At 71.7% G+C, this 24,315-nt stretch carries 19 protein-coding genes; 8 read left to right on the top strand and 11 right to left on the bottom strand.

Annotated elements, in window-relative coordinates; all coding sequences use genetic code 11:
• Positions 1-256 precede the first annotated feature (256 nt).
• Positions 257-1,252, bottom strand: a complete 996-nt coding sequence (locus WMF46_RS05855; RefSeq protein ID WP_437984689.1) for a glycosyltransferase family protein — start codon at positions 1,250-1,252, stop codon at positions 257-259.
• 6 nt (positions 1,253-1,258) lie between these two features.
• Complete coding sequence (locus WMF46_RS05850) at positions 1,259-1,408, bottom strand: hypothetical protein (protein WP_437984688.1); 150 nt, start codon at positions 1,406-1,408, stop codon at positions 1,259-1,261.
• 390 nt (positions 1,409-1,798) lie between these two features.
• On the opposite strand from WMF46_RS05850, the gene WMF46_RS05845 reads away from it, so the two are divergent.
• Entirely contained in the window at positions 1,799-3,307 is a 1,509-nt protein-coding gene (locus WMF46_RS05845; protein ID WP_437984687.1) for a serine/threonine-protein kinase, read from the top strand.
• Positions 3,308-3,332: 25 nt separating this feature from the next.
• Here WMF46_RS05845 and WMF46_RS05840 read toward each other — a convergent pair whose 3' ends face one another.
• The 3 genes from WMF46_RS05840 to WMF46_RS05830 all read right to left on the bottom strand — a co-directional run bounded on the left by WMF46_RS05840 (position 3,333) and on the right by WMF46_RS05830 (position 7,896).
• Positions 3,333-4,655, bottom strand: coding sequence for a glycosyltransferase family 4 protein (locus WMF46_RS05840; RefSeq protein WP_437984686.1), 1,323 nt, complete (start codon positions 4,653-4,655; stop codon positions 3,333-3,335).
• Between the two features lie 285 nt (positions 4,656-4,940).
• Positions 4,941-6,935: an SBBP repeat-containing protein gene (locus WMF46_RS05835; RefSeq protein WP_437984685.1), complete on the bottom strand. Its 1,995-nt coding sequence runs from the start codon at positions 6,933-6,935 to the stop codon at positions 4,941-4,943.
• A 28-nt stretch (positions 6,936-6,963) separates the two neighbouring features.
• A complete protein-coding gene (locus WMF46_RS05830; RefSeq protein ID WP_437984684.1) occupies positions 6,964-7,896 on the bottom strand; it encodes a hypothetical protein in 933 nt (310 codons plus the stop codon).
• Between the two features lie 278 nt (positions 7,897-8,174).
• On the opposite strand from WMF46_RS05830, the gene WMF46_RS05825 reads away from it, so the two are divergent.
• Both WMF46_RS05825 and WMF46_RS05820 read left to right on the top strand, forming a co-directional pair.
• Positions 8,175-9,908, top strand: coding sequence for a DUF1592 domain-containing protein (locus tag WMF46_RS05825; protein ID WP_437984683.1), 1,734 nt, complete (start codon positions 8,175-8,177; stop codon positions 9,906-9,908).
• A complete protein-coding gene (locus WMF46_RS05820) occupies positions 9,908-11,290 on the top strand; it encodes a DUF1552 domain-containing protein (protein WP_437984682.1) in 1,383 nt (460 codons plus the stop codon). The genes WMF46_RS05825 and WMF46_RS05820 overlap by 1 nt, the downstream gene beginning before the upstream one ends.
• Before the next feature lie 78 nt (positions 11,291-11,368).
• Here WMF46_RS05820 and WMF46_RS05815 read toward each other — a convergent pair whose 3' ends face one another.
• Together WMF46_RS05815 and WMF46_RS05810 are read right to left on the bottom strand one after the other, a co-directional pair.
• Positions 11,369-12,448, bottom strand: a complete 1,080-nt coding sequence (locus tag WMF46_RS05815) for a PEGA domain-containing protein (protein ID WP_437984681.1) — start codon at positions 12,446-12,448, stop codon at positions 11,369-11,371.
• Positions 12,449-12,513: 65 nt separating this feature from the next.
• Complete coding sequence (locus WMF46_RS05810) at positions 12,514-13,956, bottom strand: protein kinase domain-containing protein (protein WP_437984680.1); 1,443 nt, start codon at positions 13,954-13,956, stop codon at positions 12,514-12,516.
• A gap of 175 nt (positions 13,957-14,131) precedes the next feature.
• Here WMF46_RS05810 and WMF46_RS05805 point away from each other — a divergent pair, with 175 nt between their 5' ends.
• Positions 14,132-14,746, top strand: a complete 615-nt coding sequence (locus WMF46_RS05805) for a hypothetical protein (RefSeq protein ID WP_437984679.1) — start codon at positions 14,132-14,134, stop codon at positions 14,744-14,746.
• 77 nt (positions 14,747-14,823) lie between these two features.
• On the opposite strand, the gene WMF46_RS05800 is transcribed toward WMF46_RS05805, so the two are convergent.
• Complete coding sequence (locus WMF46_RS05800) at positions 14,824-15,357, bottom strand: hypothetical protein (protein WP_437984678.1); 534 nt, start codon at positions 15,355-15,357, stop codon at positions 14,824-14,826.
• Between the two features lie 238 nt (positions 15,358-15,595).
• Here WMF46_RS05800 and WMF46_RS05795 point away from each other — a divergent pair, with 238 nt between their 5' ends.
• Complete coding sequence (locus tag WMF46_RS05795) at positions 15,596-17,362, top strand: hypothetical protein (protein ID WP_437984677.1); 1,767 nt, start codon at positions 15,596-15,598, stop codon at positions 17,360-17,362.
• 11 nt (positions 17,363-17,373) lie between these two features.
• A complete protein-coding gene (locus WMF46_RS05790; protein ID WP_437984676.1) occupies positions 17,374-18,945 on the top strand; it encodes a hypothetical protein in 1,572 nt (523 codons plus the stop codon).
• Positions 18,946-19,020: 75 nt separating this feature from the next.
• Here WMF46_RS05790 and WMF46_RS05785 read toward each other — a convergent pair whose 3' ends face one another.
• Entirely contained in the window at positions 19,021-19,779 is a 759-nt protein-coding gene (locus WMF46_RS05785) for a type IV pili methyl-accepting chemotaxis transducer N-terminal domain-containing protein (RefSeq protein ID WP_437984675.1), read from the bottom strand.
• A 242-nt stretch (positions 19,780-20,021) separates the two neighbouring features.
• Here WMF46_RS05785 and WMF46_RS05780 point away from each other — a divergent pair, with 242 nt between their 5' ends.
• Positions 20,022-21,821, top strand: a complete 1,800-nt coding sequence (locus tag WMF46_RS05780) for a serine/threonine protein kinase (RefSeq protein ID WP_437984674.1) — start codon at positions 20,022-20,024, stop codon at positions 21,819-21,821.
• A gap of 25 nt (positions 21,822-21,846) precedes the next feature.
• Here WMF46_RS05780 and WMF46_RS05775 read toward each other — a convergent pair whose 3' ends face one another.
• A complete protein-coding gene (locus WMF46_RS05775; protein WP_437984673.1) occupies positions 21,847-22,641 on the bottom strand; it encodes an alpha/beta fold hydrolase in 795 nt (264 codons plus the stop codon).
• A 227-nt stretch (positions 22,642-22,868) separates the two neighbouring features.
• A complete protein-coding gene (locus WMF46_RS05770) occupies positions 22,869-23,555 on the bottom strand; it encodes a YqiA/YcfP family alpha/beta fold hydrolase (RefSeq protein WP_437984672.1) in 687 nt (228 codons plus the stop codon).
• 45 nt (positions 23,556-23,600) lie between these two features.
• Between WMF46_RS05770 and WMF46_RS05765 the strand changes: the two genes are divergently transcribed.
• A complete protein-coding gene (locus WMF46_RS05765; RefSeq protein WP_437984671.1) occupies positions 23,601-24,092 on the top strand; it encodes an N-acetyltransferase family protein in 492 nt (163 codons plus the stop codon).
• The last annotated feature ends 223 nt before the right edge of the window (positions 24,093-24,315 follow it).

Here is a 24,315-nt window from a genome sequence, read left to right as displayed (position 1 = left end):
CGTTGCTCCTGGAGAAGCGGCGCGAACCGTGGTCGATGACCGACCGAGGCGCGCAGCGTGACGGGCGGTAGGGCGTCGGTGTCGCGCCCGCGACAGCCGTGTCGCGCTGCGGCCGCGAGCGCTGCCTGCTGCTCGGCACAGCAGCCATTCCTCGTCGGCCGATCGGCCTGTCGGCAGTGGGCGTAATTAGCAAAGCTCATGCCGCTTGTGTCGACTTCAACCACGGTGCGAGGTGCGAACGTCGCGATGCACCTCGTCACGAGGGGCCCGCGCACGCCTCCTCCAGCAGGGTGAGCACGGCGGAAGGCGCGCTCGGCAGCGCGCGCTCCAGGTCGATGCGAGCAAAGTCGGCGGCGCGGCAGCGATCGAAGAAGCGCGCCACGACGGCCGGCGAGAGCGCCGCGAGCGAGCTCGCGACCGCGACGCCGGCCCGCTCGGCGAGGAGCGCGTTGAGCGTCTGCTCGTTGTGGCGGTCGTCGTAGAGCGCGAGCACGGGCTTGCCGGCGAGCACGCACTCGGCGAGGACGTTGCTGCCGGCGGTGGTCACGACCGCCGACGCGCCCTCGAGGTGACCGAGGAACGCGCCCGGATCGAAGGGGCGCGCCTCGACGCCGGGCACGTCGAGGCCCGGGTCGCCGAACGAGATGACGCGCCGGCCGTCGCGCGCGACGAGCTCGAGCACGCGGCGCGCGTCGCACTCGCTGAAGTAACAGACGACGGCCCCGGGCTCGCCGGCGCGCGCGGGGGCGAGCCGGCGCTCGGGCCGCGCGACGAGGGTGCCCGGCGTCTCCGGGTCGATCGGCAGGAAGTGGACGGCGACCGCGCGGCGCGCCCGGCTGGAGGCCCAGGTCGTGCGCCGGCACGCGAGCACCCGCAGCCTCGGCAGCCCCTCGGGCAGGCGGCAGCGCGAGAAGACGAGATCGTGGCCGAGCGCGACGGCTGGGATCCCGAGCGCGCGCGCGGCGAGCAGCGACGGGACGTCGCCGTCGCTCACGATGGCGTCGGGCCGGAAGCCCGCTTGCTCGACGATCTCCTTCGCCAGGCGGCGCGGGAGCTCGATCACGCCCGCGAGCCCGCGGCGGATCGGCCGCACGAGGCGGTGCTCCGGGAGCGCGCCGAGCAGGTCCGCCGCCTGGCCGCCGCCGTAGATCCGGAGCTCGTGGCCGCGCTCGCGGAGGGCTCCCAGGATCGGGAGCGCGCGGCTCGCGTGCCCGCGCCCGCGCCCGTGGACGTAGTAGCCGATCTTCGCCACGGGCCGTCAGCGCGCCGGCGCGCCGCAGCAGCCGCGCGCGCGAGAGAGGGCCCGTCCCAGGATCACGCGCGGGCCGATGGCCGCCCGCGCGGGGGCCGCGCCGGCGAGCACGCCATTGCGGACCGCGATGATCACGAGCGCACGTCTCTGCTTCATCCCATTTCCCCGCGGATCGCCGCCGAGATCGCCGCCATGGCGGGGGTCTCGGCGCGAGCGCGGAGCGCCTCTACAACGGACGCCCCGCCGACGGAACCCCGGAGGCGCGCTCGCCGCGCCGCGCCCGGGCGGCGCTCGCGTGGCGCGTACGACGTGGGCGACGTGTGTGACGCGTGCGATGCGCGCCACACGTACGTTGCGTGCGACACGTGCGATGCGTCATTTCTCGCTCCTCCAGACGGGCGACGTGCGCTTTGACTCCGCGCCAGCGCAGGGCTCCAATGACGCCCGCGACACGGCCCGCGCCGCACCATGACCGCCTCGAGCAGCCTTCATTCGACGGGATCCCAGGGACCTCGAAGCATCAGCTCGGCGGACGAGCGCCGCGCGATGGCGCGGGGCCTCCCCACGGCGCTCGTGACCTGGCCCACGTTCGCGGCGCTCGACGTGTTCGTGGTGCTCGCGGTGTTTCCGAGCGCCTCGGTCACCCGGCTGCTGCTCTACCGGCTGCTCGGCGAGGTCATCCTGCTCTGGCTGTACCTCCTCGCCCGACGCGAGCAGACCTCGGCCGAGCTCCTCGACGCGGCGCACGTCTTCGCGGTCTGGAGCACGGGGGGGCTCATCTCCGTGATGGCGCTGGAGTTCGGGGATCTGACCTGGAACTACATGCACGGGCTGTCGATCGTGATGCTCGTCGACGCGACGATCCTGCCAACGCACTTCTCGCGATCGCTCCGGATGACGATCCCGGTGGCGCTCAGCTTCCCCATCATCATGGGCGCGGGGGCGTCCCTCGACCCGGCGCTCGCGGCGCAGTGGACGTCGCCGCGGTCGCTCGTGATCTTCGCCTGCAACTACATCTTCGTGCTCGCCACCGCGATCCTGGTGTCGGCGGCGAGCCACGGCCTCTGGTCGGCGCGCCAGCAGGTCTACGAGGCCCGCAAGCTCGGCCGCTACCGGCTCGTGGCGCCGGTCGGTCGGGGCGGGCAGAACGAGGTGTGGCTCGCCTGGGACGAGTCGCTGCGCCGCGACGTGGCGCTGAAGCTGCTCCGCAGCGAGAGCAAGTCCGAGGGCGACGTGCGCAGCTTCGAGCGCGAGGCGCGCGCGACGAGCCGGCTCACGTCGCCGCACACGATCCGGATCTTCGATTTCGGCGCGAGCAGCGACGGCATCTTCTACATCGCGATGGAGCACCTGGCCGGCGCCGACCTGGCCACCCTTGTGCGCGATCACGGCCCGATGCCGCCCTCCCGGGTCGTCCACTTCGCGCGGCAGGCCTGCCTCTCGCTGGCGGAGGCGCACGACGCGGGCGTCATCCACCGCGACATCAAGCCCCACAACCTCTACATCACGCGCGTGGGGGACGAGCAGGACGTGCTCAAGGTGCTCGACTTCGGGATCGCGAAGCAGGTGAGCCTGGAGGGAGACGCGAGCATGACGGACGTCGGCGTGATCAAGGGAACGCCGACGTACATGTCCCCGGAGATGATCTCGGCCGGCGCCGTGGACGCCCGGAGCGACATCTACTCGCTCGGGGTCACGCTCTATTACCTGCTGACGGGCGTGGCCCCCTTCGACGGCCGGAGCTTCGGCAAGCTCGTCTACTCGCACCTGACGATGCCGCCGATCCCGCCGTCGCTGCGCGCGCCCTGGCCGCTGTCGTCGGAGCTGGAAGATGTGGTGATGCGGTGCCTCGCCAAGCGGCCGGGCGACCGTTACCAGAGCGCGCGCGAGCTGCTCGCCGCGCTCGACGCATGCGAGCCGGCGCCGGCGTGGACGCCGGACGACGCAAGGAGCTTCTGGACGACGCGCGCCGCGATGCCGCGCGCCGAGCCGCCGCCCCCGGATCCCGGCCCCACGGTGCGCCTGCGGCCCGAAAAAGCCGTGCCCGTGGCCTGAGGCGGCCAGGGCGAGCGGGGGGCCTTCAGGCCTGGCCCGCCCCGAGCTGCGCGCCGTCGGGGAACCGCCTCGAGGGGGGCGGCGCTCGTCGCACGGACGCAGGAGGTTGCGCGTCCGCCTGGAGCGCGGGGCCCTTGTCGATCACGGGCATACGCAGCGGCGCGGGCGCGGGCGCAGGCGAGCGCCGCTCGCTCCGCGCCAGGACGAGCGTGTCGTGGAGCGCGCGAGCGCTCTCGTCCCACCCCTTGCACCCTGCGAGCGCCGAGATCCGCTCGGGATCGTAGGGCGCGGGCGCCGCGCGCGCCATGGCGCCGGCCAGGGCGGGGAGATCGCCGGGCGCGACGAGCTCGCCGAGCTCGGGGCGGCTGATCACGTCGGGGATGCCCCCGACCCGCGTCGCGACCACCCGTCGGCCCGACGCGAGCGACTCGATCACGACGTTGGGCGTGCCCTCGTGGTGGCTCGGCAGGACCAGCGCATCGCAGGCGGCGACCCAGCGCGCCACCTCGTGGTGCGGCAGGCGACCGGTCATCAGGACGCGCCCGCCGAGCCGCTCCGCCGCCGACCTGCAGGCCTGCTCGTCCGCGCCGCTCCCGACCAGCGCGAGGTCGACATCGGGGTGCGCGGCGGCGATGCGCTCGAACGCGGCGATCGCGTCGAGCGCACCCTTGTCGCGGAGCAGGTGGCCGACGTAGAGCAGCAGCCGGCGCTCCGCGGGGCGGCCCAGGGCGGCGCGGGCCTCGCGCCGGTCGCGCGGGTAGAACATGCCGCGATCGACGCCGTTCATGACGACATCGATGCGGTCGCGCGGGACGCCGAGCGCGTGCACCCCCTCGGCCAGCTGCTTGCTTACGGCGACGACGCGGGTCGCGCGCTGGAGACCCCACTCGAGCGAGGGCCTGACCGCCGGTTGCTGCGAGAGCACGTCGACGTCCGAGCCGTGCACCTTGACGACCGCCGGGACGCCGAGCAGCTCCGCGAGGCACACAGCGGCAAAGCCGTCCGGATAGGCGAACGAGCCGACGATGACGTCCGGCGCCGGACGGCGGCGCGCCAGCTCGAAGAGCATGGACGCCGCATAGAGCGGGCCATTGAGATAGGGCGCCACCTTGGGCACATAGAGGAATCGCGGGTGGCGCACCGGCAATCCCTCGATCACGTCCTCGCGAGGCGCGTCGCTCGACATGGACCACCGGGAGAACCTGGATGCCCCCGGAAACCAGGGGATCGTCGCGAAGACGTCGATGTCGCAATACCTCGAGAGCGCGGCGAACTGCCGCCGGTTGAACGGCGCCTGTCCCGGGTTCGTCGCGTTCGGGAAGATCTTGGTGATAAGCAGGATGCGCATACCTCTGCTCCTTCGGACTCGCCCGCTCGGCTCGACGGAAATCCTCCGATCAGCGGAGCATCTCGTCGCGCGGTCGAGCGGTGTCGAGCAGAGAACATGCCACTCCGAGAAAGCTGGAAACGAGGCAAGGAATGGGAGCGACGTGCCCGGACGAGCGATGAACGAACAGCCATGCCGCCCCAGCGAGGCAAATTGCCACGCGCCGTAGATGGCCTCGGCAGAAGAGGTGGGCAAACAGCGCGCAACGCTAGCGAGCGAGCGCGACAGTTGCAATGAGAACGGTATTTACAAAGAGAGCTTCGCGACGAACGCGTCGCCCTGGCCTGCGCTCGCGAGCGCCCCTTGACCGAAGTTGATGGCGCCGTAGAAGCGGCCGGCGATCAGCACGCTCGCGCCTGAGCCCGCCGCCACGTCGAGGCCGACCTGCGTCTGGACGTCGCCGAACAGCTTGCTGAACACGTGATCGCCCGAGGCGCCGAGCTTGACCAGGTAGACATCGGTCTTGCCTCGGCTCGTCAGCGCCCCTCCGCCGAAGTCCGCCGAGCCGAACAGCGGCCCCGCGAGCAGGAGATTGCCGGCGGAGTCCACCGCGACGCTCGCGCGCGCCCCGGTCTCGAAATCGGTGAGCAGCTGGTCCTCGTCGTCGCCGAAGCGCCGGCTCATGAGGTGCGCGCCGGCGCCGGAGAGCCTGGCGACGAACAGATCCCGCCCGCCGGCGCTCACCAGCGGATCGCCGCCGAGGTCGATGGTCGACGCGAACGTGCCCGTGAGCGCCACGTCGCCCGTCGCCGGGTGGACCGCGACGTCGTGGGCCTCGTCCGCCTCGGCGCCGCCGAACCGGGCGCTCCAGACGTGGTCGCCGGAAGGACGGAGCTTGGCGAGGAAGATGTCGGAGAGGCCGGCGCTCTCGAGCGGCGCGCCGCCGAGATCGATGGATCCCTCGAAATACCCCGCGACGAGCAGGTTGCCGTCGGCGTCGGCCGCGATCCCGTGGGCGTAGTCGTCGCCCTCGCCGCCGGCGCGCAGGGCGAGGAGCGTCCGGCCGTCGTCCGAGGCGAGGCGCAGCACGAAGGCGTCGCGCATGCCCGCGCTCGTGAGCTCGCCGGCGCCGAAGTCGACGGCGCCGTGGTAGCCGCCCGCCACGAGGACGTTGCCCGCCGCGTCGACGGCGATGCGGTCGCAGCGATCCGCGCCGGATCCGCCGAAGATCCTGCTCCAGATGTGCTCGCCGCCACCGCCCAGCTTGACGACGAAGACGTCGTCGCTCCCGTGCGACGCGAGCTCGCCGCCGCCGAGATCGACGCGGCCGAAGGCGCGGCCCGCCACGAGGACGCTGCCCGCCGCGTCGACCGCGAGCGCCATCGCGAACTGGTTGCCGTCGCCCGGGAACAGCTTGCTCCAGACGTGCGCGCCGAACCTGTCGAACTTCGCCACGAAGGCGTCCGTGCCGGTGGCCGTGAGCGGGCCGCCGCCGAGATCGACGGTCCCCTCCACCTGGCCGACCACGATCACGTTGCCGTCCGCGTCGAACGCGACGGAGCGGGCGTACTGGCCGTTCGCGTCGCCGAAGCCGCGGCTCCACACGTCCTCGCAGGCGGGCGTCGCGCCGTCGCAGTCCTCGTCGTCGGGCGTGTCGCACGCGTCGAACGCGGGCAGGACCTCGCCCATGCACGGGCCCCACGACGTGCCCTCCGCGTTGCAGACGCGCGTGCCGGCCACGCAGCGCCCGACGCCGTCCGTCCCCCCCGGGCCCGTGTAACACGCCTCCTGCGCGCCGGGCGTACACACGCAGCCGGGACAGCCGCAGTCGAGGCCGCTGCACGCGGCCGGCGTGAGCTCCGCGATCCAGGCGGCGACACACGCGATCTCCTCGGACGAGTAGGGGGCCCCGCCGAGCGGCATGCGCGCGCCGCACGAGGGCGCGTCGGTGAGCCGCACGTAGAGCGCGCTCTCCTCCGGCCGATCGGGGTCGGCGAGCACGCCGGCGCAGCTCGTGGCCGGGCGGCCGGCGACGCGATCGCCGACGCCGAGCGTGACGAGGTCGAGGCCGGCCGCGGGCTCGCCCGGCCCGTGGCAGCTCACGCCGCCGCACCGCTCGGCGAACACCGCGGGCACGTCGGCGCACGCGGCCTGCGGACCGCCGCCGTGCCCCCGGTCGAACCGCTCCTGATCGTCGATCGTCCCCGGACACCCCGCGAGCAGCGGCAAGGCCGGCGCGACGAGCGCCGCCGCCGTCAGCGCCGTCGCCGCCGTGAAGCGCCCGCCGCGACGGCCAGACACGGCGCGCGCCGCGCGCGCTGAGCGCACCTCACTCCCCATGATAAGCCACCCCCAGGTGAACGCTGAAGAGCTGGTCGAGCGCCCCGCCAGCGATGTACGTGTCCTCTGGCTCGGAGTCGAAGTCGTAGAAGAACCGCGCGTACGACGCGCCGGCGCGCGCCTCGAGCCCCGGCGCGAACGGGGCGGCGACCGCGACGCGGAGATCGACGCCGCCGGCGCTCGGCGCGCGGAAATGAGAGGCGAGGGCTCCCATCGAGAGGGGCGCCTGAACCCCTCCCCCGGCCTCCAGCGCGACCGGGCCGACCGGCAATCGCGCGTCCACCCCAACGCGCAAGGCGACGTAAGACACCGACGCGGCGTCGCGCGACGGGTCGCCCGTCGACTCGATATCGAAGTCGGTCCAGCGGAGTCCGCCGCTCGCGAACAGGACCGGCCCTTCCTGCCCGGCGAGGCGGTAACGGCCCCGGAGGCCCGCGTGGAGCCGGCTCCACGAGGTCGATACGCTCGCTCCGCCGGCGCCCTCCGAGTCGAGGCCGAGCGCGCGAGCGTACGAGAGCTCGACGCCGAGGTCGCGGAGCACCGGGACGGCGCTTCGCGCGAACGGGTACAGCTCGCCCCGGAGGGACGGCATGGGCACGCCCAGCACCTCGTAGGTGCGGAGGTTGTCGGAGAGCAGATCGCTATAGGACAGCGTACGACCCGCGATCTCGAGATCGACACCCGCGCTGAAGAGCGCCGTCCCCACGGCGGGAGGGCGGGCGCGCTGTGAGCGCTCGCCGCGCTCGGCGCGATCGGCGCTGGGATCGGCGAGCGCCGAGCCTGGCGAAAGGAGCGCCAGGAGCATCGACAGCGCCGAGAGCGCCGCGCCGAGCAGCGCGGCCGCAGAAGAGCGGCGCGCGCGGCGCCGCGGCGCCCGAGGAGAGAGAGGAGCGACAGGACAGGCGAGCGTTCGCCTTTGCATTGGGCGCGAGCATAGTCGCTCCGTACACCGCAGGTCGAGCCGCCTTCGAAGGCCGGAGTCCGCGGCAACGCCGTAAGACACGCGCGCACGGGATGATCACATCGGCCCCGTGCTCCCACTTGATTCGGCGGCTCCGAGCGCGGCTCCTATCCGGGAGCGACGGTTTGCCATACGCTCCTTGAAGATGGCGAGATGGCGCGCCACGCACACGGCCGCGCCGCGCACGCTGCACGGAGGGGAACGCGCCGTGCCCTGCTCGCGCTCGCCGACGAGGCACCATGGCTGAACCAAGAGCTCTCCGCTGGCCCATCGGCCTGCTCCTCCTCGCCTCCTGCTCAGGGCAGTTCGGCGATCTCCCCGCGAGCGACGACAACGACGACGGCGAGGCGACGGCGCCGCTCTGCGACTCCATCGAGCCAGGCGAGTCGCCGCTCCGCCGCATGACACGGGTGGAGTACGACAATACGATACTCGATCTCCTCGGCGACGACAGCCACCCTGCGAGGGGCTTCGTGCCCGAGGAGGAGTCGCTCGGCTTCAACAACCAGGCGGCGGCGCTCGTCGTGAGCCCGCTGCTCGCGGAGCAGTACATGACCGCCGCCGAGGGCATCGCGGCGCGCGCGGCGGGCAAGCTGCTCGGCGAGGCGCCCTCGTGCCGCGGGGCCGCGGCGGGCGCCGCGTGCCGCGGCGAGATCGCGGCGCTCATCGCGTCGCTCGGCAAGCGGGCGTTCCGCCGGCCCCTCGCCGAGGACGAGGTCGCCGAGCTCGCGGCGCTCTTCGACCGCGGGCTCGGCCTCGGGGAGACGCCCGACGACGCGTCGACCGGCCTCTCGCTCGTCGTCCAGGCGATGCTCCAGTCGCCGCACTTCCTCTACCGCGTCGAGCTCGGCATGCCGGATCCGGTGGAGGGCGACGTCGTGCCGCTCACCTCGTACGAGATCGCCTCGCGGCTCTCGTACCTCCTCTGGGGCACGATGCCCGACGACGCGCTCTTCGCGGCCGCCGAGAAGGGGGCGCTCGGCACCGCCGCGGAGATCGCGGCGCAGGCGCGGCGCATGCTGGACAATCCGCGGGCGCGCGAGGCCGCGAAGAACTTCCACCGCCAGTGGCTCGGGCTCTCGAAGATCGACGAGATCGCCGCGGGCGGGAGGGATCCGGAGCTCTACCCCGAGTACCGGGACGAGCTCCTGCCGCTGTTCCAGGCCGAGACCGAGGCGTTCCTGGATCACGCGATCTTCGAGCAGGACGCGAGCGTGAGCGCGCTGTTCACGGCGTCCTATTCGATGATGAACCGGGAGCTCGCCGAGCTCTACGGCGTCAAGGGAGGCCCGAAGGGCGAGGCGTTCGAGCGGGTGGAGCTCGATCCGTCGCAGCGCGCCGGCTTCCTGACGCACGCCGGGCTGCTCTCGCTCTACGCGAAGCCGAACCGGTCCTCGCCGGTGCACCGCGGCCGGTTCGTGCGCCAGAGCCTGCTCTGCCAGATCCCGCCGCCGCCGCCGGACGTGGTCCCGGAGCCGCCGATGGTCGACCGGACGAAGACGACGCGCGAGCAGTTCTCGCAGCACGTGTCCGACCCGGGCTGCAGGAGCTGCCACACGCTGCTCGACCCGATCGGGTTCGGCTTCGAGCACTACGACGCGCTCGGCCGCTGGCGGGACGCCGAGAACGGCATCCCGGTCGACGCCAGCGGCGAGCTCACGCAGACCGACATCGACGGGCCGTTCGACGGGGCGGTCGAGCTCGCGCACCGGCTCGCGGAGAGCGAGCAGGTGCGCGCGTGCGTCGTGAAGCAGTGGTTCCGCTTCGGCTACGGCCGCGCCGAGCAGCGCGAGGACGCCTGCAGCCTCTCGCAGGCGACGGAGGCGTTCGAGGCGTCCCGGTACAACGTCAGGGCGCTGCTCGTGGCGCTCACCCAGACCGACGCGTTCCGCTACCGGCGCGAGATCGACGTGAGCCACATGGGAGATGACGCAGGGGGCGCCTCGGAGAGCGCCCCGGGAGGAGAGCCGTGATGAAGCCGTACCGACTCAGCCGCCGCGCCGTGCTCAGGGGCCTCGGCGGCGCGGCGCTCGCGCTGCCGTTCCTCGAGGCGATGGGCTGCTCGAAGCGGCTCGCGCCGGCGTCGGAGCAGACGGGGCGGGCCGCGTTCGGGCTCGAGTTCCCGAAGCGGTTCATCGTGCTCTACACGCCGAACGGGACCGTCCCGCCGGACTTCTGGCCGTCGTCCTCGACGTTCCAGGACGGCGAGGAGCTGTCGCCCATCCTGGCGCCGCTCAAGGACCACAACAGGGATCTGCTGGTCCTCGGCAACGTGAGCGCGCTGTCGGCGCTGACGGGGCCGGGCGACGCGCACCAGAAGGGCACGGGGCAGTGCCTGACCGCGCGCGCGATGCAGGAGGGCGACTTCCCCGGCGACGCCGGGCTGTCGTGCGGCTGGGCCGACGGCATCTCGCTCGACCAGGAGATCGCGAACCACATCGGCACGAAGACCAAGTTCCTCTCGCTCGAGCTCGGCGTGCTCGTCTACGGGGCGACCGTGGGCGCGCGCCTCGCGTACCGCGGGCCGGCGCAGCCGCTGCCGCCGGAGAACAGCCCGTACGCCGCGTTCGACCGGCTCTTCTCCGACCTGTCGGTCGCGCCCGCCGACGCGACGCGGAAGACCGAGCAGCGCAGGGCGGTGCTCGGCAAGGTGGCCTCGGACTACGACCGGCTGCGCAAGCGGCTGGGCGCCGCGGATCGGCTGAAGCTCGACGGGCACCTCGCGTCGGTGGAGGACATCGCGTCGCGCCTCGATCGCAGCTCGGCGCCGACCTCGCCGGCGTGCGCCGCGCCGGCGCTGACGCCGGATCTCGACGTCGACAAGGTCGCCAGCATGCCGGAGCTCTGCCGGCTCCAGCTGGATCTCATCGCGATGTCCCTCGCCTGCGATCTGACGCGGGTCGCGAGCCTGCACTTCACGAACTCCGCGACGACCAAGGTGCTGAGCTTCCTCGGGCCGGACATCACCGAGGGCCACCACCCGATGGCGCACAACGGCTACGCCGATCAGGTGAACCGCGAGCGGCTCACCAGGATCAGCCGCTTCTACGCCGAGCAGCTCGCGTACCTGATCGCCAGGCTGAAGAGCATGCCAGAGGGCGACGGCACGGTCTTCGACAACACGGTGATCTTCTGGACCAACGAGCACGCGGATGGCAATCACCTGCGCAAGAACATCCCTTATGTCGTCGCGGGGAGCGCAGGAGGTCATTTCAAGACGGGCCGATACATCGTCCAGCAGAAGGAGGTCGCGCACAACAACCTGCTCCTGTCGCTGCTCCACGCGATGGGCATCGAGGCCGACACGTTCGGCGACCCGGACTTCTGCACAGGACCGCTGGCAGGGATGATCTGACGGCGGCCTGCCGGCCGCGCTCGCCGGCGCGAAACCCAGGTTCGTGAGCGAGCGCCGCCGTGGACCGCGGCGGCCCCCTCAGAACCGGCCACCGAATCCGGTCGGGCGGCCCTCGCTGCCGGCTCCCTGGCCCGCCCCCACCTGCGCGGGATAGGGGTCGTGCAAGAGGAGGAGGCCGGCCGACAAGGCCGCCGCGACGACCGCCCCGGCGCCGGCGATCCATACCCACGACGGCGTCCCGCCGCTCTTCTCGGCCGGCACCAGGCCGACGCGGACGCTGCTCAGCGCCTCGTCCTGAATCCGTATCTGGGCCTGGTAGGGCACCTTTCCCGGCGCCGTCACCCTCACCACGTGACGGCCGCTCGGCACGATGCCCTCCCACTGCCCTTCGCCCAGGAACTCGCCGTCGAGCGCGAGGCGATCGCCCGGAGAGGCAACGATGGAGAGCCTGCCGCCGTTCATCGGCCGCGCCAGCCGGACGTCGAGCGCCAGCTGCGCGCCAGGGGACACGCTCTCCACGCGGAGGTGCTCCTTGAACCCCGGCTTGAAGACACGGATTCGCCTCGTGCCGGCGTCGACGATCACCTTGCCCGGGAGCGGCGTCTTCCCGATCGGCTCGCCGTCGATCGTCACCTCCGCGTCCCGCTCGCTCACGGCGATGTCCAGGTGACCGACGAGGGCGCTGGCGTTCCGCTCGACCTCGGCGATCGTCGCCCAGTCCTCCGGGAGCAGGACGCCGCGGTCCTCCTGCTTCAACCTCTCCACCAGCGCAAGGAGCTGGCTGTACCGGTGCATCTTGGAGGTGCAGGCGATCATGTTCCAGAGGAGGCGCGCGTCCTTCGAGCTCTCGTAGGCGCTCTGGAACTTGAGGAAGGCGCTGGCGAAGTCGCCGTTCCGAAAGAGCGCCTTGCCGGACTCGTAATCGGCCCTGGCCTCACCGCTCAGCCGCTCGCGGGCGGGCGCAGAAGCAGCCTCGCCCGGCGCGGGGGCGGCCCGCACGGGAGCGGCGGGGGCAGGAGCCGCCGGCACGGAAGGGACCGGCGTAGGAGCCGCCGCAGGGGCGGGCTGGGGTCGCTGCGCGGCCGCGCCGCCGGCCGTGGTCAACACCACGATGGCGACCGCTGGCGCGAGCCCCGTCGCCGGGCGGCGCGAACGCATCGGCGCCTCGCCTGCATCCGGATGGAATGCGGGGCGCAGCGGGTCGGAGGCCGGTGATTCCTGTCTCATCTGAGCGGTGGTTCCAAGGGATTCGTCCCTCCGGGCGCAGACGGCGCCTTCGGCGTCGCCGACGCGCTCGTGGCCGGGGGCGCGCGCCGGCCCTCGAGGGCCGCCCCGGAGGGCGCCGCGTCGTTGGCCGGCGCGACGACCGGGGAGACCGGCGGCTGCTGCGGCGGCAAGGCGTCACGGACCGCGGGCGGCGGCTCGGGCGCGATCAGCGGGTCCGCGCCGCGCGCCGCGGTGTCCTGCCGCGCGCGCCGCGGCGCCGTGTCGTCCCGCGAGGCCGCCGCGGCCTGCAGCGCCGCCGCCTCCGGCGCTCTGCCGGGCAACGCGACCGCGCCCCAGAGGGCGAGCGCGAGCACGGCGATCACGACCGCCCCGAGCGCCGCCCCGAGGATCCTGCGCGACCCGGGCCGCGCGGACGTTCGCGTGAACCCCTGCGTCGTGGGAAGGAGGCTCGCCATCGCGCCGGACGGGGCACTCGGAGGACCGCTGGCCGTCACGAGCCGCGGCGGCGGCACCGAACCGGTCGGCGGCGCCGCCGCCCCGAGGATCCGCGCGGCGCGCTCCGCCCGCTCCTGCCCGCCCGCCGTCGCGAAGGGCACCAGCGCGCGCGCCAGGTCGGCCACGGTCTGCGGCCGCCGGGCCGGATCCTTCTGGAGGCAATGGAGGATCGCGGCCTCGAGCCCCGGTGGGATGTCGCTCCTGAGCGCGGTGGGCGGGATCGGCTCGGCGCTCGCGACCTGCAGCACGAGCTCGGCGAGCGCCGGGGCATCGAACGGCGGCTGCCCTACCAGGAGGCGGTAGAGCAGCGCGCCGAGCGCCCACACGTCGGAGCGGGCGTCGACCGAGCGCGACGACCGCATCTGCTCCGGGGACATGTAATTGGGCGAGCCGAGCATCTCCCGCGTCTGCGTCAACGACACGCCGACGCCCTCGGTGCTGCCCGGCACCTCCTTCGAGATCCCGAAGTCGAGGACCTTGATCAGCGTCGCCCCGCCGGGCGTCGTCGAGAGGAAGAGGTTCGCCGGCTTGAGATCGCGGTGCACGATGCCCGCGGCGTGCGCCTCGGCCATCGCCAGGCAGGCCTGCAGGACGTAGTCGGCCGCGTCCACGACGCTGAGCGTGCCGCGGGCGCGGAGCACATCGGAGAGATCTTCGCCCTCCAGGTACTCCATCACGATGTACGGGATGCCCGAGCCGAGCTCGCCGACGTCGAACACCCGCACGACGTGCTCGCCCTTGAGGCGGACCACCGCGCGCGCCTCGCGGAGAAACCGCTGCACGAGCGCCGGGCTCTCCGTGCTGAGAAGGAGCTTGATCGCGACACGCTGCGGGAGGAACAGGTGGCTCGCCGCGACCACGATGCCCATGCCGCCTCGGCCCACGACGCGATCGACCCGGTACTTGCCGGCGATGACGTCTCCTTCGACGACAGGTGGCTTCATGGGAGCTCCGTGCTTCACGCCCGGCCACGGGGCGCGCCGCCATCCGAGCCTGCTGTGGTCGACGGTAGCACAGGTGCCCCCCGGCCGGTCCATCGACGGAGGCGTGCCCTCGTCTGCGATCGCGGCCGGAGGGCGATACGATGCGACGATGAAGCGCTCACCTCGATGTATCTCAATGGCGGTAGGCTCGCTCGCGCTGCTCGTCCAAAGCGCGTGCGGCGGCGCGGTGATCATGGACGGCGGAGGAGACGGGGCCGGCGGCGCGGGCAGCACGAGCGGCCAGGGCAGCACGAGCGGCCAGGGCAACACGAGCGGCCAGGGCAGCCCGGATGGCCCGGATGGCCCGATCTCGACGACGAGCTCGGTCGCGCCGTCGCCGACGACCCCAGGCGGCGGTGGGCGCGCGGTGAGCGCGATCGTCTTCGGCGACTCGACCGTGACCTTCCGTATCGCCACCCTGGCCCTGTCCTGCAGCGATCCCGACGCGAACCCCACGTACGATCCCTGCAGCGACTGGTGGGACCTCGAGCTCACCATGCCCGAGTCGATGCTCGCCGTGGGCGAGGTGGACACGGCGAGCGGGGATCTCACGATCTTCGGGACGTCCTCTCGCGCGGACTGCAGCAGCACGGGGGCCGTCAGCGGCGGCGGCAACACGGGCTTCGGCAGGCTCACCATCACGGCGATCGACCCGAGATCGGTCAGCTTCGAGCTCTCCGACGTGGGTCCCGTGTTCGTCGACGAGGACCCGAACGGCCGCTACGTCGCGCCCCGGTGCGCCGCGCGGTAGCGCCGCTCACCTGTCGCGCTGGACCGGACCTGCCATCGCATGCTCGATGTGAGCAGCGGCTGGATGGGCAGGGTTCTTCACTCCAGCGCGATGCTCACGCTCTTCGTGCCCTCGTATCCATCGCCGCGCACGGTCACCGTGAGCCCGAGCTTCTCACCTTCGAGGGTCTCGCGGTCCCACGCGAAAGGGTGGTAGAGCGCGCCGTCCGAGACCAGGAAAGAGCCGGTCTTGATGAACTGGATGTTGAACTGCGCGGCGGCGATCCCCTCGGGATCGCTGGCGAGCGGGCCCTCGAACTCGTTCGCGAGGCGCACCACATGGCACGTCTCCTCCGCGTCGCCGGGCAGAGCCTCCACCTGGACCCAGGGCGTGATCATCATCGAGCCTTGATTGCCGAGGATCAGTCGCACGCTGGCGCCGTCGGCGTAGGGCACGAACGTCCCGGACGACGCGTCGCCGATGTCGACGGCGCGGGTCTCGGTGAAGTCCTCGCCGAACAGCGTGGGACAATCGCTGGCTTCTCCGGGGATCGACGGCTCACTGTCGACAGGGCCACACCCGGAGAGGGACGCGAGAAAAGAGAAGGTGGACGGTAAAAGATAGGATCGCATCGCGCGCGCAGAGCTCCGAAAAAAGCCGGGACGAGCCGGACAGGAGAGACGCCGGCTCGCAGAGGCGCGAGGGCGAGGGCGAGCTGTAGCACGCCGGGTCCGGAGCAACCTCGGCGAGCAAAGCGCGTCCGACTGGCACGCGCGCTGCTATCGGCTCGCGGCGATGCTGAACTCATCACGGCGAAACGCCGGCCGCCCCGCAGAGGCTCTGACGTTGGTGTCGCGGTCACGACAATCTGTGTCGTCTCGATTCGCGGTCCTCCGCCACCCCCTCTTCCTTGGCGCCCTGGCGCTCCTGGTGGTCAACGACCACCTCCTGAAAGGCGCCGGGCTCTTGCCAGGCGCCCTCACCGGCAAGCTCAGCGACCTCGCCGGCCTCGTGGTCGCCCCCGTCCTCGCAGCGGCGCTCGTGGACGCGCGCACCTCGCGCGGGCGAGCGCTGGCGTTCGCGGCCGTGGTCGCGCCGTTCGCGGCGATCAAGCTCTCGGCCGCTGCCGCGCAGTTCCTCGTGGGGCTCGTGGGGCTCGCGGGGATCACGTGGCGAATCTGGCAAGATCCGACGGACCTGGCCGCGCTCGTGGTCCTCGTCCCGGCATGGCGCCTCTCGGCGCGCGCGCCTTCCAGCCGGGAGCTCTCGGCCCGGAGCGCCGAGGAAGGCTCACGCACCGCCTGGGTGCTCGAGCGCGCGATCCTGGGGGCGTCCGCCGTCGCCTGCGTCGCGACCGGCACCCCCGCACCCGAGGGTTATTTCACGGACGCCTATCTCATCAATGCCACCCCCGGGACCGTGGACGTTCGCGTGCGCTGGGTGGACGCGTCGCTCGATTGCTCCGCCGTCACCTCCGGCGATCCGACACGCATGTTCGGGCCGAGCGCGTTCAACCTCGGGATCACGTACCGGCTGGACCCGCAGGACACGCTCCCGCTCAACCGGACCGAGGCCCACCGCGCCGCAGGCAACTTCGAGGAGACGGCGCCGACCTCGGAAGGGCGTTGCGAGGTGGTGCTTCTCGAGACGGATGGACTGCGGCCTGTGATGGCATGGTGGTCCGATCTGCAAACCGTCATGATTCCGCAGAAGGTGAACGACGACAGCGATTTCTGGAAGGACGCGGAGACGGTGGCGGGGCGCGTCGCGCTGAAGCCGGACACGATGGTGGCGCCCGGACAGGTGAAGACGGGCGCGCTGCAGACGAGCGTCGCCCCCTCGGCGTGCGCTGGCGTGCCTCAATCGTCCTTCCAGTGGGCCGGCCCCTGGTCGAAGCAGGTGGTCGGCGAGATCGCGCACATCGATGCACTGTCGGACGGCTGCATCGAATTGACCATGAACTACCGGCGCCTCGGTCCCGGCGATGACGCGGGCGGCGCAGGCGGCGCGGGTGCTGGCGGCGCGGGTGCTGGCGGAGCCGACGTCGGTGGTGCCGGCGGCGCGGGTGCTGGCGGCGCGGGTGCCGGCGGCGCCGGCGGCAGTGGCGCTGGCGGCGCGGGTGCTGGCGGAGCCGACGTCGGTGGCGCTGGCGGCGAGGGTGGAATGGGCACCGGCGGCGAAGGTGGAATGGGCACCGGCGGCGAGCCGGACCCGAGCTTCACCTCTCTGACTCACTACCTGTGCATTCCGATCGAAGACTTCCCGTTCTCGGCGGGAGAAACGGTGCAATGGTCCGACGAGGGCGACCACCTCGAGGTCTCGGCCATCGACTCGGCGAAGCGGCTCGAGGTCTATCCCAACGTCGTCGAGCTCCAGCTCGATGGCCTCGCTGCCTCGATCGAGGCGACCGCGTGCGAGGGCGACCGGCTGAGCTGCGGAGCCTACGTCACCGACGCGGTCGTGGCGGTGCAGAGCGGCGGCGAGAAGACCCTGCTGAGCCCCGGAGACGCCCTCGAAGGGCCCAACTTCCGCGTGCGGGTCGGCCGCGCCGAGCGCGTGCTCGCCGGGCGTGACGAGTGCGACGCGGGCTACCAGACGCCCACGGCGTCCGCGGACCTGTTGATTGCTTACGAATGAGGAGAAGCCATATGTCGTCGAAGATGAAGCTGGTCTCACTCGGTCTCTGCGCCGCCGCCGTCGGTTGCGGCACCGACAACGTCGGCGAGGGCAGCGGCGTCCCCGCAGGCTCGGTCAACGTGGCCCAGGGCGGGGCGCAGGACATCTCCCAGTTCCGCGCGATCGTGAAGGCGGGGAAGGTGCCCACGCTCGACACGCTGGATCCGGTCGGGTTCTTCGCCGAGCACGCGATCGACCTGCCCGACGCCGACTGCGGCAAGGACGTCTGCGTTCACCCGTTCCTCGCTGTGGCGCCGCGCTTCAACGGGGGGAACTGGACAATGGCCTTCGTCGCGATGAACACCGGGGTCGCCCCTTCGACGCTGGACAGGCCGCCGGTTCACCTGGCGATCGCCGTCGAGAACAGCCGCTTCGCCGAGATCGATGAGAGCGCGCTGGACGCGGGGATGGGAGGGCTGCTCGAAAGCCTCCGTCCCGAGGACCGCGTCAGCGTCATCCGCTATGGCGAGAGGGTCGAGCGCCGCGCCTTCCTCGCAGCGCCGGGGTCCGCGGAGCTCACGCGCCTCGTCGCCGACGAGCGCCTCGGCGACGGCGCCGGCGAGCTCGTCGGCCTCTACGAGGGGATCGCCGCCGCCGAGAACGCGTTCGAGGAGGGCGACGCGGCCGGCTTCGAGGGCGCGCACCGCGTGCTCCTGCTGACGAGCGGGCACGCGACCAGCGGTATCACCGACCCCGACCGCATCCTCGGTCTGGGCGAGGCGCTGGTGGAGAACGGCACGGCGTTCGGCGTGATCGGCGTGGGCGAGAGCTTCCTTGTGAAGATCCCGTCGGCGCTGGGCTCGATGGGCGCGGGCACGTACGCCTACGCGCTGAGCCCGGGCGACCTCGGCGGTTTGCTCTCGGAGGAGGGGAAGACCACGCTCTTCCCGCTGGCAACGGACTTCAGCCTGGAGGTGACCCCGTCCGCCGGCTACAAGGTGGGGCGCATCTACGGGACGAAGCGGGCGACCGCCAGCGCCGCGGGGGCGGCCCTGGAGATGCCGGCGCTGTTCATCGGCCAGCGCGACGGCGCGACCGACGTGGGCGGCAGCCGCCGCGGCGGCGGTGGTGGTCTGTTCGTGGAGCTCCTCGCCGACGCGTCCCTCGCCGACGACATCGGGCCGGACAAGGCCGCCTTCCAGGTGACGGCAGGCTGGACCTCGGCGAAGGACGGAGCCGCGCAGGACGTCGACACCACGCTGCTCAACGCGCTGCCTCCCGGGCAGAACCCCGACTCGAGGTGGTGGAACATCTCCGACGGCGGCTCGGGCAAGCCGTACATGATGCTCAACATGTACCTGGCGCTGCGCGGCGCGCTCGACTTCTACCAGGCGGGCGACTGCCGGCGCTCGCTCGGGGTCATCGAGATGATGAAGCCGCCGATCGGGGCGTGGCTCGGGAAGTACTCGGACACCGACATCCAGGACGACAACAACCTGATGCTGATGTTGCGACAGAACATCGAGGACGCCTGTCGTGCATCGCAGTCGTCCACGGAGCCCACGCCCCCCCTCGACTTCGACGGCGGCTGCGGCTGGCTGTGACCGCCCCCTTCGCCCTCTGATCGCCGCTCGGCGGCGGTGGGGGTCGGACAGGCGGTCACGGAGAGCCGATGTGCGTCACGGCTGTCCGATACCAGCGATCGCCCGGAGCGCCTGGACCGTGTTGTCGAGGTGCCCCCTGGCCTGGACGAGGTGGCTGATCGTCTTCCGGATCTCGCGCACCGCCGGGCGGAAGATATAGAGCCCTTCGAGGAAGAGGACCCCCAGGGTCACACACAGCAGGATCAGCTCGACGAGGCGGAGCCGCTCGATCCGCGCGGTCGCCTCCTGAGCATACTGCGAGACGACCCGGTCCATCCCGCTCAGGAAGCCCGGCTCCGCGGCGAGGATCGCGCCGACGATCGGCTGGATGGCGGCCGCCTCCACCGGCTTTTCCCCGCCGGCGCCGACCGCGGCGAGCAGATCCTTCCCGTCCCGGAGCATGCTCTGGTGCAGCGGCTCGATCGCCTGGAACATGCGGGTCACCTCCGGCGTGTTCTTCCCCGGCAAGCCCATCGCCGGATCGCCGTGCTGGAGCGCGCGATGCGACCGCTCCCAGAGCGCCATCACCTGCGCCAGCTCGTCGGCGCGGCCCTTGCGCTCGGCGGGGTCGGTCGTCACCTGGAACGTGAGCGCGGCCTTGCTGAGCCGCTGGCTGAGCATTCGCTGGCGCCCGGCCACGTTGACGACGTGCGCGTCGCTCGTCTGCTGGTTCAACGCGTGCTGCACGAGGAGCTGCGCCACGACCGACAGGAGCGCCACGGCGCCGAGCGCGCTGACGTACAGGCGCGTCAACCGGCGGGTCGGTGCCAGGAGCTCAGAGGAAACCTGCGCCATTGTTCTCTCTCCATGGGCGAGGAGGGAGACACTACCCGAGCATCGGAACGAACGTGTATCGCTCATGTTTCCGAAGAGTGCTTTGCGCGCGCTGCCCCGCGCTCCGCCGTTTCAGGCAGACGCGCTCAAATAAGCTGACATTTCATGACCGCTCCATGATAAGACTCGCATGAGAGCGCTCCTCGTGAGGCCCCTTTGCGCTGGCCTTGCAGCAGCGTCCACTGGAACCAGGAGAATGTCTCATGCAAGAGCGTACCGCGTTGGCCGCGGGCGGCGCGCCGCCGAGCGCGGCCGGAAACGCACCTGAGCTCTTGCCGAAACAGTTCGGCAAATACACGCTCCTGTCGAAGCTCTCGGCGGGGGGCATGGCGGAGATCTTCCTCGCGCTGCATCGCTCGTCCTTCGGCTTCGAGAAGCTCGTGGTGATCAAGCGCATCCTGCCCTCGATGAACCAGGATCCGTCGCTCATCGACATGCTGCTCCACGAAGCGCGCATCGCGGCGACGCTCTCGCATCCCAACATCGTCCAGACGTTCGACGCCGGGCAGGTGGACAGGACGTATTTCATCGCGATGGAGCACATCCACGGCGAGGACGTCGGCTCGATCGTGCGCGAGGCGGCGGAGCGCGATCCGGCGGGGATCCCGCTCGAGCACGCGCTCAGCATCATCCTCGGCGTCTGCGCGGGGCTCGCGTACATCCACGACAAGCGCGGCCTCGACGGTACGCCGCTCGGCATCGTCCACAGGGACATCTCGCCGCGCAATGTGGTCGTGAGTTACACGGGCGACGTGAAGATCGTCGACTTCGGCATCGCGCGGAGCGAGCTAGGCGACGTCGAAGAGCAGAGAGAGAACGTGCTGATGGGCAAGTTCGCCTACATGGCCCCGGAGCACGTGGCGGGGGATCGCATCGACCATCGCGCGGACATCTTCGCCGCCGGCGTGGTCCTGTTCGAGATGACGACGGGCAGACGCCTGTTCAAGGGCGGTACCCAGATGCGGACGCTCCTCCAGATCCACGGCTCGGAGTACCCCCTCCCGAGCGCGATCAAGCCCGGCTACCCGAAGGGGCTGGAGAAGATCGTCCTGCGCGCGCTCGAGAAGCGGCGCGAGGATCGTTACCAGTCTGCCCGCGAGATGCACGCCGCGATCGAGGAGCTCATCCGTGACGAGCGCATCCCCGCCTCGCCGATGGGCCTCACGGCATGGATGGAGTCGCTCTTCCGGGACAAGCTCGCTCGCCACAAGGAGGCGCTCCTCGGCGTCAGGCAGCTCATCGACGTGATCGCGGCGCAGCAGCAGCGCTGGTCGCTGGAGATGAGCGGCGGCGCGACAGTCTCCCAGAGCGGCGTCCCGACGAGCACGAGCCCGGCGACCCTGAGCAGCCCGCCGCCGCTCGCGGGCAAGGGAGGTGTTGCGGCGTTCATCCCGGCCGCCAGCGCGCTCGCGCTCGTGCCTGGGTTCCTCTACATGCAGGGGCAGCTCTCGGAGCGGCACGCCGAGTTCATGACGATGGTCCACGACGCCCAGGCGAGCCGTCAGGAGCCGCCCGCGCCGGTCGAGGCGAAGGGATCGCTGGAGATCACGAGCAAGCCCGAGGGCTGCACGTTATGGGTGAACGGCGAGCGTCACCCCGTCGCCACGCCGGCCAAGCTTCACGGGCTCCCGCTCGGGCGTGAGCTCCACATCAAGCTCACGAGAGACGGATACAAGCCGTACCGCACGGCCGTGAAGCTGAGCGACGAGGCGCGCTTCAAGGAGATCGTGGCCGAGCTGGACAGGCTCACGGCGACGGTGGTGCTCTGGGTCGATCCGCCGGCCAACGTCGTCGTCGACGGGAAGCTCTGGAAGGGCAATCGCACCAGGATCGAGGGGCTCACGGTGGGCGAGGGACACCGCCTCGTGCTGTCCGCCTCTGGGCATGCCTCCAAGACGCTGATGGTCAACGTGGAGCCGGGAGAGATGAAGACGCTGAGCGTCCGGCTTCCGAAGCTCGGCGCGCAAGCGCCGGTGGAGGAGCGCGCCGAGGGCGCGCAGTGACGCCGCGCGCCGTGCGTCTCCCTCGTTATGGCCGGATCATTTGCAGCTCGCCCGGATCATCGCGCAGGAACGCGAGCGCCGCGCGGGCGAACGGCTCCCTCCACTCGCCGAAGATGGGGCCGTGTCCGCCGTTCGGCAGGATCCACAGGCAGGAGCGCGGGATGGCGCGGTACATCTCCAGGGCGATCTCGGCCGGGTAGAGCGGATCGCGGTCGCCGCTCACGATCATCGTGCGCGCCGTGATGGTCGACAGGTGGGGGGGCGTGAAGCTCATGTCGTCGTGGCTGGCCGCGAAGCGGCGCGGCTGATTCCACAGCGCTCGGATCTGCGCGTCGCCGAGCTCGTGGCGGCTCCTCATGTCCCGCCACTCCTCCTCGGAGCGGCCCTCGTCGGAGACGAGGCGCATGATCGCCCTGGCCTGCTCGGGGAAGTACGGTGTCGCGGACACGAGGACCATCGACTCGACGCGGTCCGGCTGCTGCGTGGCCAGGTGCAGGAGGCACTTGGCGCCGAAGCTGAGGCCGATGGCCCGGAACGCCTTCACCTCCAGGTGGTCGAGCAGGGCGAACACGTCGGAGGCGCACTGACGGATCGTCAGCGAGCCCGCCGGGTTGGTCGAGCGGCCGTGGCCGCGCAGGTCGGGGGTGATGACCGTGTGTCCACACCCGAGCTCCGCGAGGTCGAATACGTGAGCCCAGTCCCCGCCCGCTCCGGTGAAGCCGTGGAGCAGCACGAGCGGCGGCCCTTCGCCGCGGAGCTCGTAGTACATCTCGATGTCGTTGACGGGCGCGGTGCGCCCGGTGGCCGTCGCTGTCGCCATTCGCTCCTCCGATCGCTCGACCGCGGCCGATCCGCGGCCGGTCGCCCACGATCTGTAAGCGGCGCGCTTCGCTCTTGATAGCTGTGCTCTTTTCGCATAGAATGCCAATCGGCTGGTGAGGGGACGGCCAGCCGGCGGTTCACGCAGGGCTCACGTAGCTCGCGGATCGCGCTGGATACGCTGAACAGACGCTCAGCGTTCGCGGTCCTGGCGACAACGCGTGTTCGTCAGCCGGCGAGGAAGTGACGCAGGAACTCGTCCGCCTCGCGGAGGATGCGCGGGATCGAGGCGACGAGCTCGTGGCCGTCGTCCACCTCGATGAGCCGGACATGCCGCTTCCCTGCGGCGAACGTCCGCGAGAGCTCGATGTCCACAACCTCGTCGCTCCGGCCGTGGACGATCAGCGTGGGTACGCGCACGTCCGGCCAGCCCCCCGAGCGCTCATCCACCTCGGCCGCGTCGACGGCGAAGCCGAAGTCCACCCGGGCTCGCTTCTTCTCCGCGTAGTCGTCGACCTCGAGCCACCCGCGCTCCTCCCACGCCCGGAAGCCCTCCTCGCCCAGCCGCAGCCGCCATCGCTCCATGATCCGGAACGCGGGCGCGAGCAGCACCAGCGCGCACACCCGCGCGTCCTCCTCGGCGACGCGGCACGCGGTGAGGCCACCGAGGCTCGATCCCATCACCACCGCCCGCTCGCGCTCTCCGCCGATCGCCTGCTTCACGGCGCCGATCATCGCGCTCAGGCGCAAGCGCTCGAACGAGGGCACCCGCAGGTCGAGCCGCGCGAGGGCCACCCCGCGCTGCTCGAAGTGCGCGCCGATCCGCACGCCCTTGGTCGAGCTCGGGCCCGAGGCGAAGCCGTGCAGGTACAGCCAGCGCGGACCGGCGGCGGAGGGCGGCGTCGTCATGGTCATACAGGCGGGGAGCCTACGCCCTCCACCGCGGCGCGACGATGCGGTATGACGCGCCGGAGAGACGCCATGATCCGCCCCGCCACCGCCGCCGACATCCCCACCATCGCCCGCCTCATCCGGATGCTCGCCGAGTACGAGCGGCTCGCGCACGAGGTCACCTTCGACGAGAGAGAGCTCGAAGCGCACCTCTTCGGCCCGAGGCCGGCAGCCGAGGTCGTCCTGGCCGAAGCGGAGGGGATCCCGGTGGGATTCGCCCTCTTCTTCCAGAGCTTCTCCACCTTCCTCGGCAAGCCCGGGATCTACCTCGAAGACCTCTTCGTGCTCCCGGAGCACCGCGGAGGAGGCCACGGCAAGGCCCTGCTCGTGCACCTCGCGAAGCTCGCGGTGGAGCGCGGCTGCGGGCGCTTCGAGTGGTCCGTGCTCGACTGGAACGAGCCGGCGCTCGGCTTTTACCGGAAGCTCGGCGCCAAGCCGATGGACGAGTGGACCGTCCACCGCCTCACCGGCGAGGCGCTCACCCGGCTCGCGCAGGGCTGACGCGCTCGCCACGGGCATTGCTCGTGGCGGCGCAGCCGAGCACCACCGGCTGCTGCTGGAGCAGCAGCGTCCGCGCCCCCTCGGCGCGCTCCCGGCCTGATCGCGCCCGAGGCGCGCCGTCCAGACGACCACCGCGAGCGCGGGGATCGTGGTACGGATGTTGCGGTTCATGGCGAATTGCGGATCGCCCATCCCACACGCCGCGTGTGCTGATACCGGCGGC

Source organism: Sorangium sp. So ce117 (assembly GCF_051524395.1).
GTDB lineage: Bacteria > Myxococcota_A > Polyangia > Polyangiales > Polyangiaceae > Sorangium > Sorangium cellulosum_B.
Note: the sequence above shows the minus strand (reverse complement) of the source record. Positions and strands in the feature narration are given on the sequence as shown.

Coding starts and splice junctions, on each gene's coding strand:
- WMF46_RS05815 (WP_437984681.1), bottom strand. CDS start 12,448: ATGCGTTCGCGCCGCCCGGCGACGGGGCTCGCGCCAGCGGTCGCCATC.
- WMF46_RS05805 (WP_437984679.1), top strand. CDS start 14,132: ATGGCGGTAGGCTCGCTCGCGCTGCTCGTCCAAAGCGCGTGCGGCGGC.
- WMF46_RS05810 (WP_437984680.1), bottom strand. CDS start 13,956: ATGAAGCCACCTGTCGTCGAAGGAGACGTCATCGCCGGCAAGTACCGG.
- WMF46_RS05820 (WP_437984682.1), top strand. CDS start 9,908: ATGAAGCCGTACCGACTCAGCCGCCGCGCCGTGCTCAGGGGCCTCGGC.
- WMF46_RS05840 (WP_437984686.1), bottom strand. CDS start 4,655: ATGCGCATCCTGCTTATCACCAAGATCTTCCCGAACGCGACGAACCCG.
- WMF46_RS05765 (WP_437984671.1), top strand. CDS start 23,601: ATGACGCGCCGGAGAGACGCCATGATCCGCCCCGCCACCGCCGCCGAC.
- WMF46_RS05845 (WP_437984687.1), top strand. CDS start 1,799: ATGGCGCGGGGCCTCCCCACGGCGCTCGTGACCTGGCCCACGTTCGCG.
- WMF46_RS05830 (WP_437984684.1), bottom strand. CDS start 7,896: ATGCAAAGGCGAACGCTCGCCTGTCCTGTCGCTCCTCTCTCTCCTCGG.
- WMF46_RS05775 (WP_437984673.1), bottom strand. CDS start 22,641: ATGGCGACAGCGACGGCCACCGGGCGCACCGCGCCCGTCAACGACATC.
- WMF46_RS05800 (WP_437984678.1), bottom strand. CDS start 15,357: ATGCGATCCTATCTTTTACCGTCCACCTTCTCTTTTCTCGCGTCCCTC.
- WMF46_RS05770 (WP_437984672.1), bottom strand. CDS start 23,555: ATGACCATGACGACGCCGCCCTCCGCCGCCGGTCCGCGCTGGCTGTAC.
- WMF46_RS05850 (WP_437984688.1), bottom strand. CDS start 1,408: ATGAAGCAGAGACGTGCGCTCGTGATCATCGCGGTCCGCAATGGCGTG.
- WMF46_RS05825 (WP_437984683.1), top strand. CDS start 8,175: ATGGCTGAACCAAGAGCTCTCCGCTGGCCCATCGGCCTGCTCCTCCTC.
- WMF46_RS05790 (WP_437984676.1), top strand. CDS start 17,374: ATGTCGTCGAAGATGAAGCTGGTCTCACTCGGTCTCTGCGCCGCCGCC.
- WMF46_RS05780 (WP_437984674.1), top strand. CDS start 20,022: ATGCAAGAGCGTACCGCGTTGGCCGCGGGCGGCGCGCCGCCGAGCGCG.
- WMF46_RS05785 (WP_437984675.1), bottom strand. CDS start 19,779: ATGGCGCAGGTTTCCTCTGAGCTCCTGGCACCGACCCGCCGGTTGACG.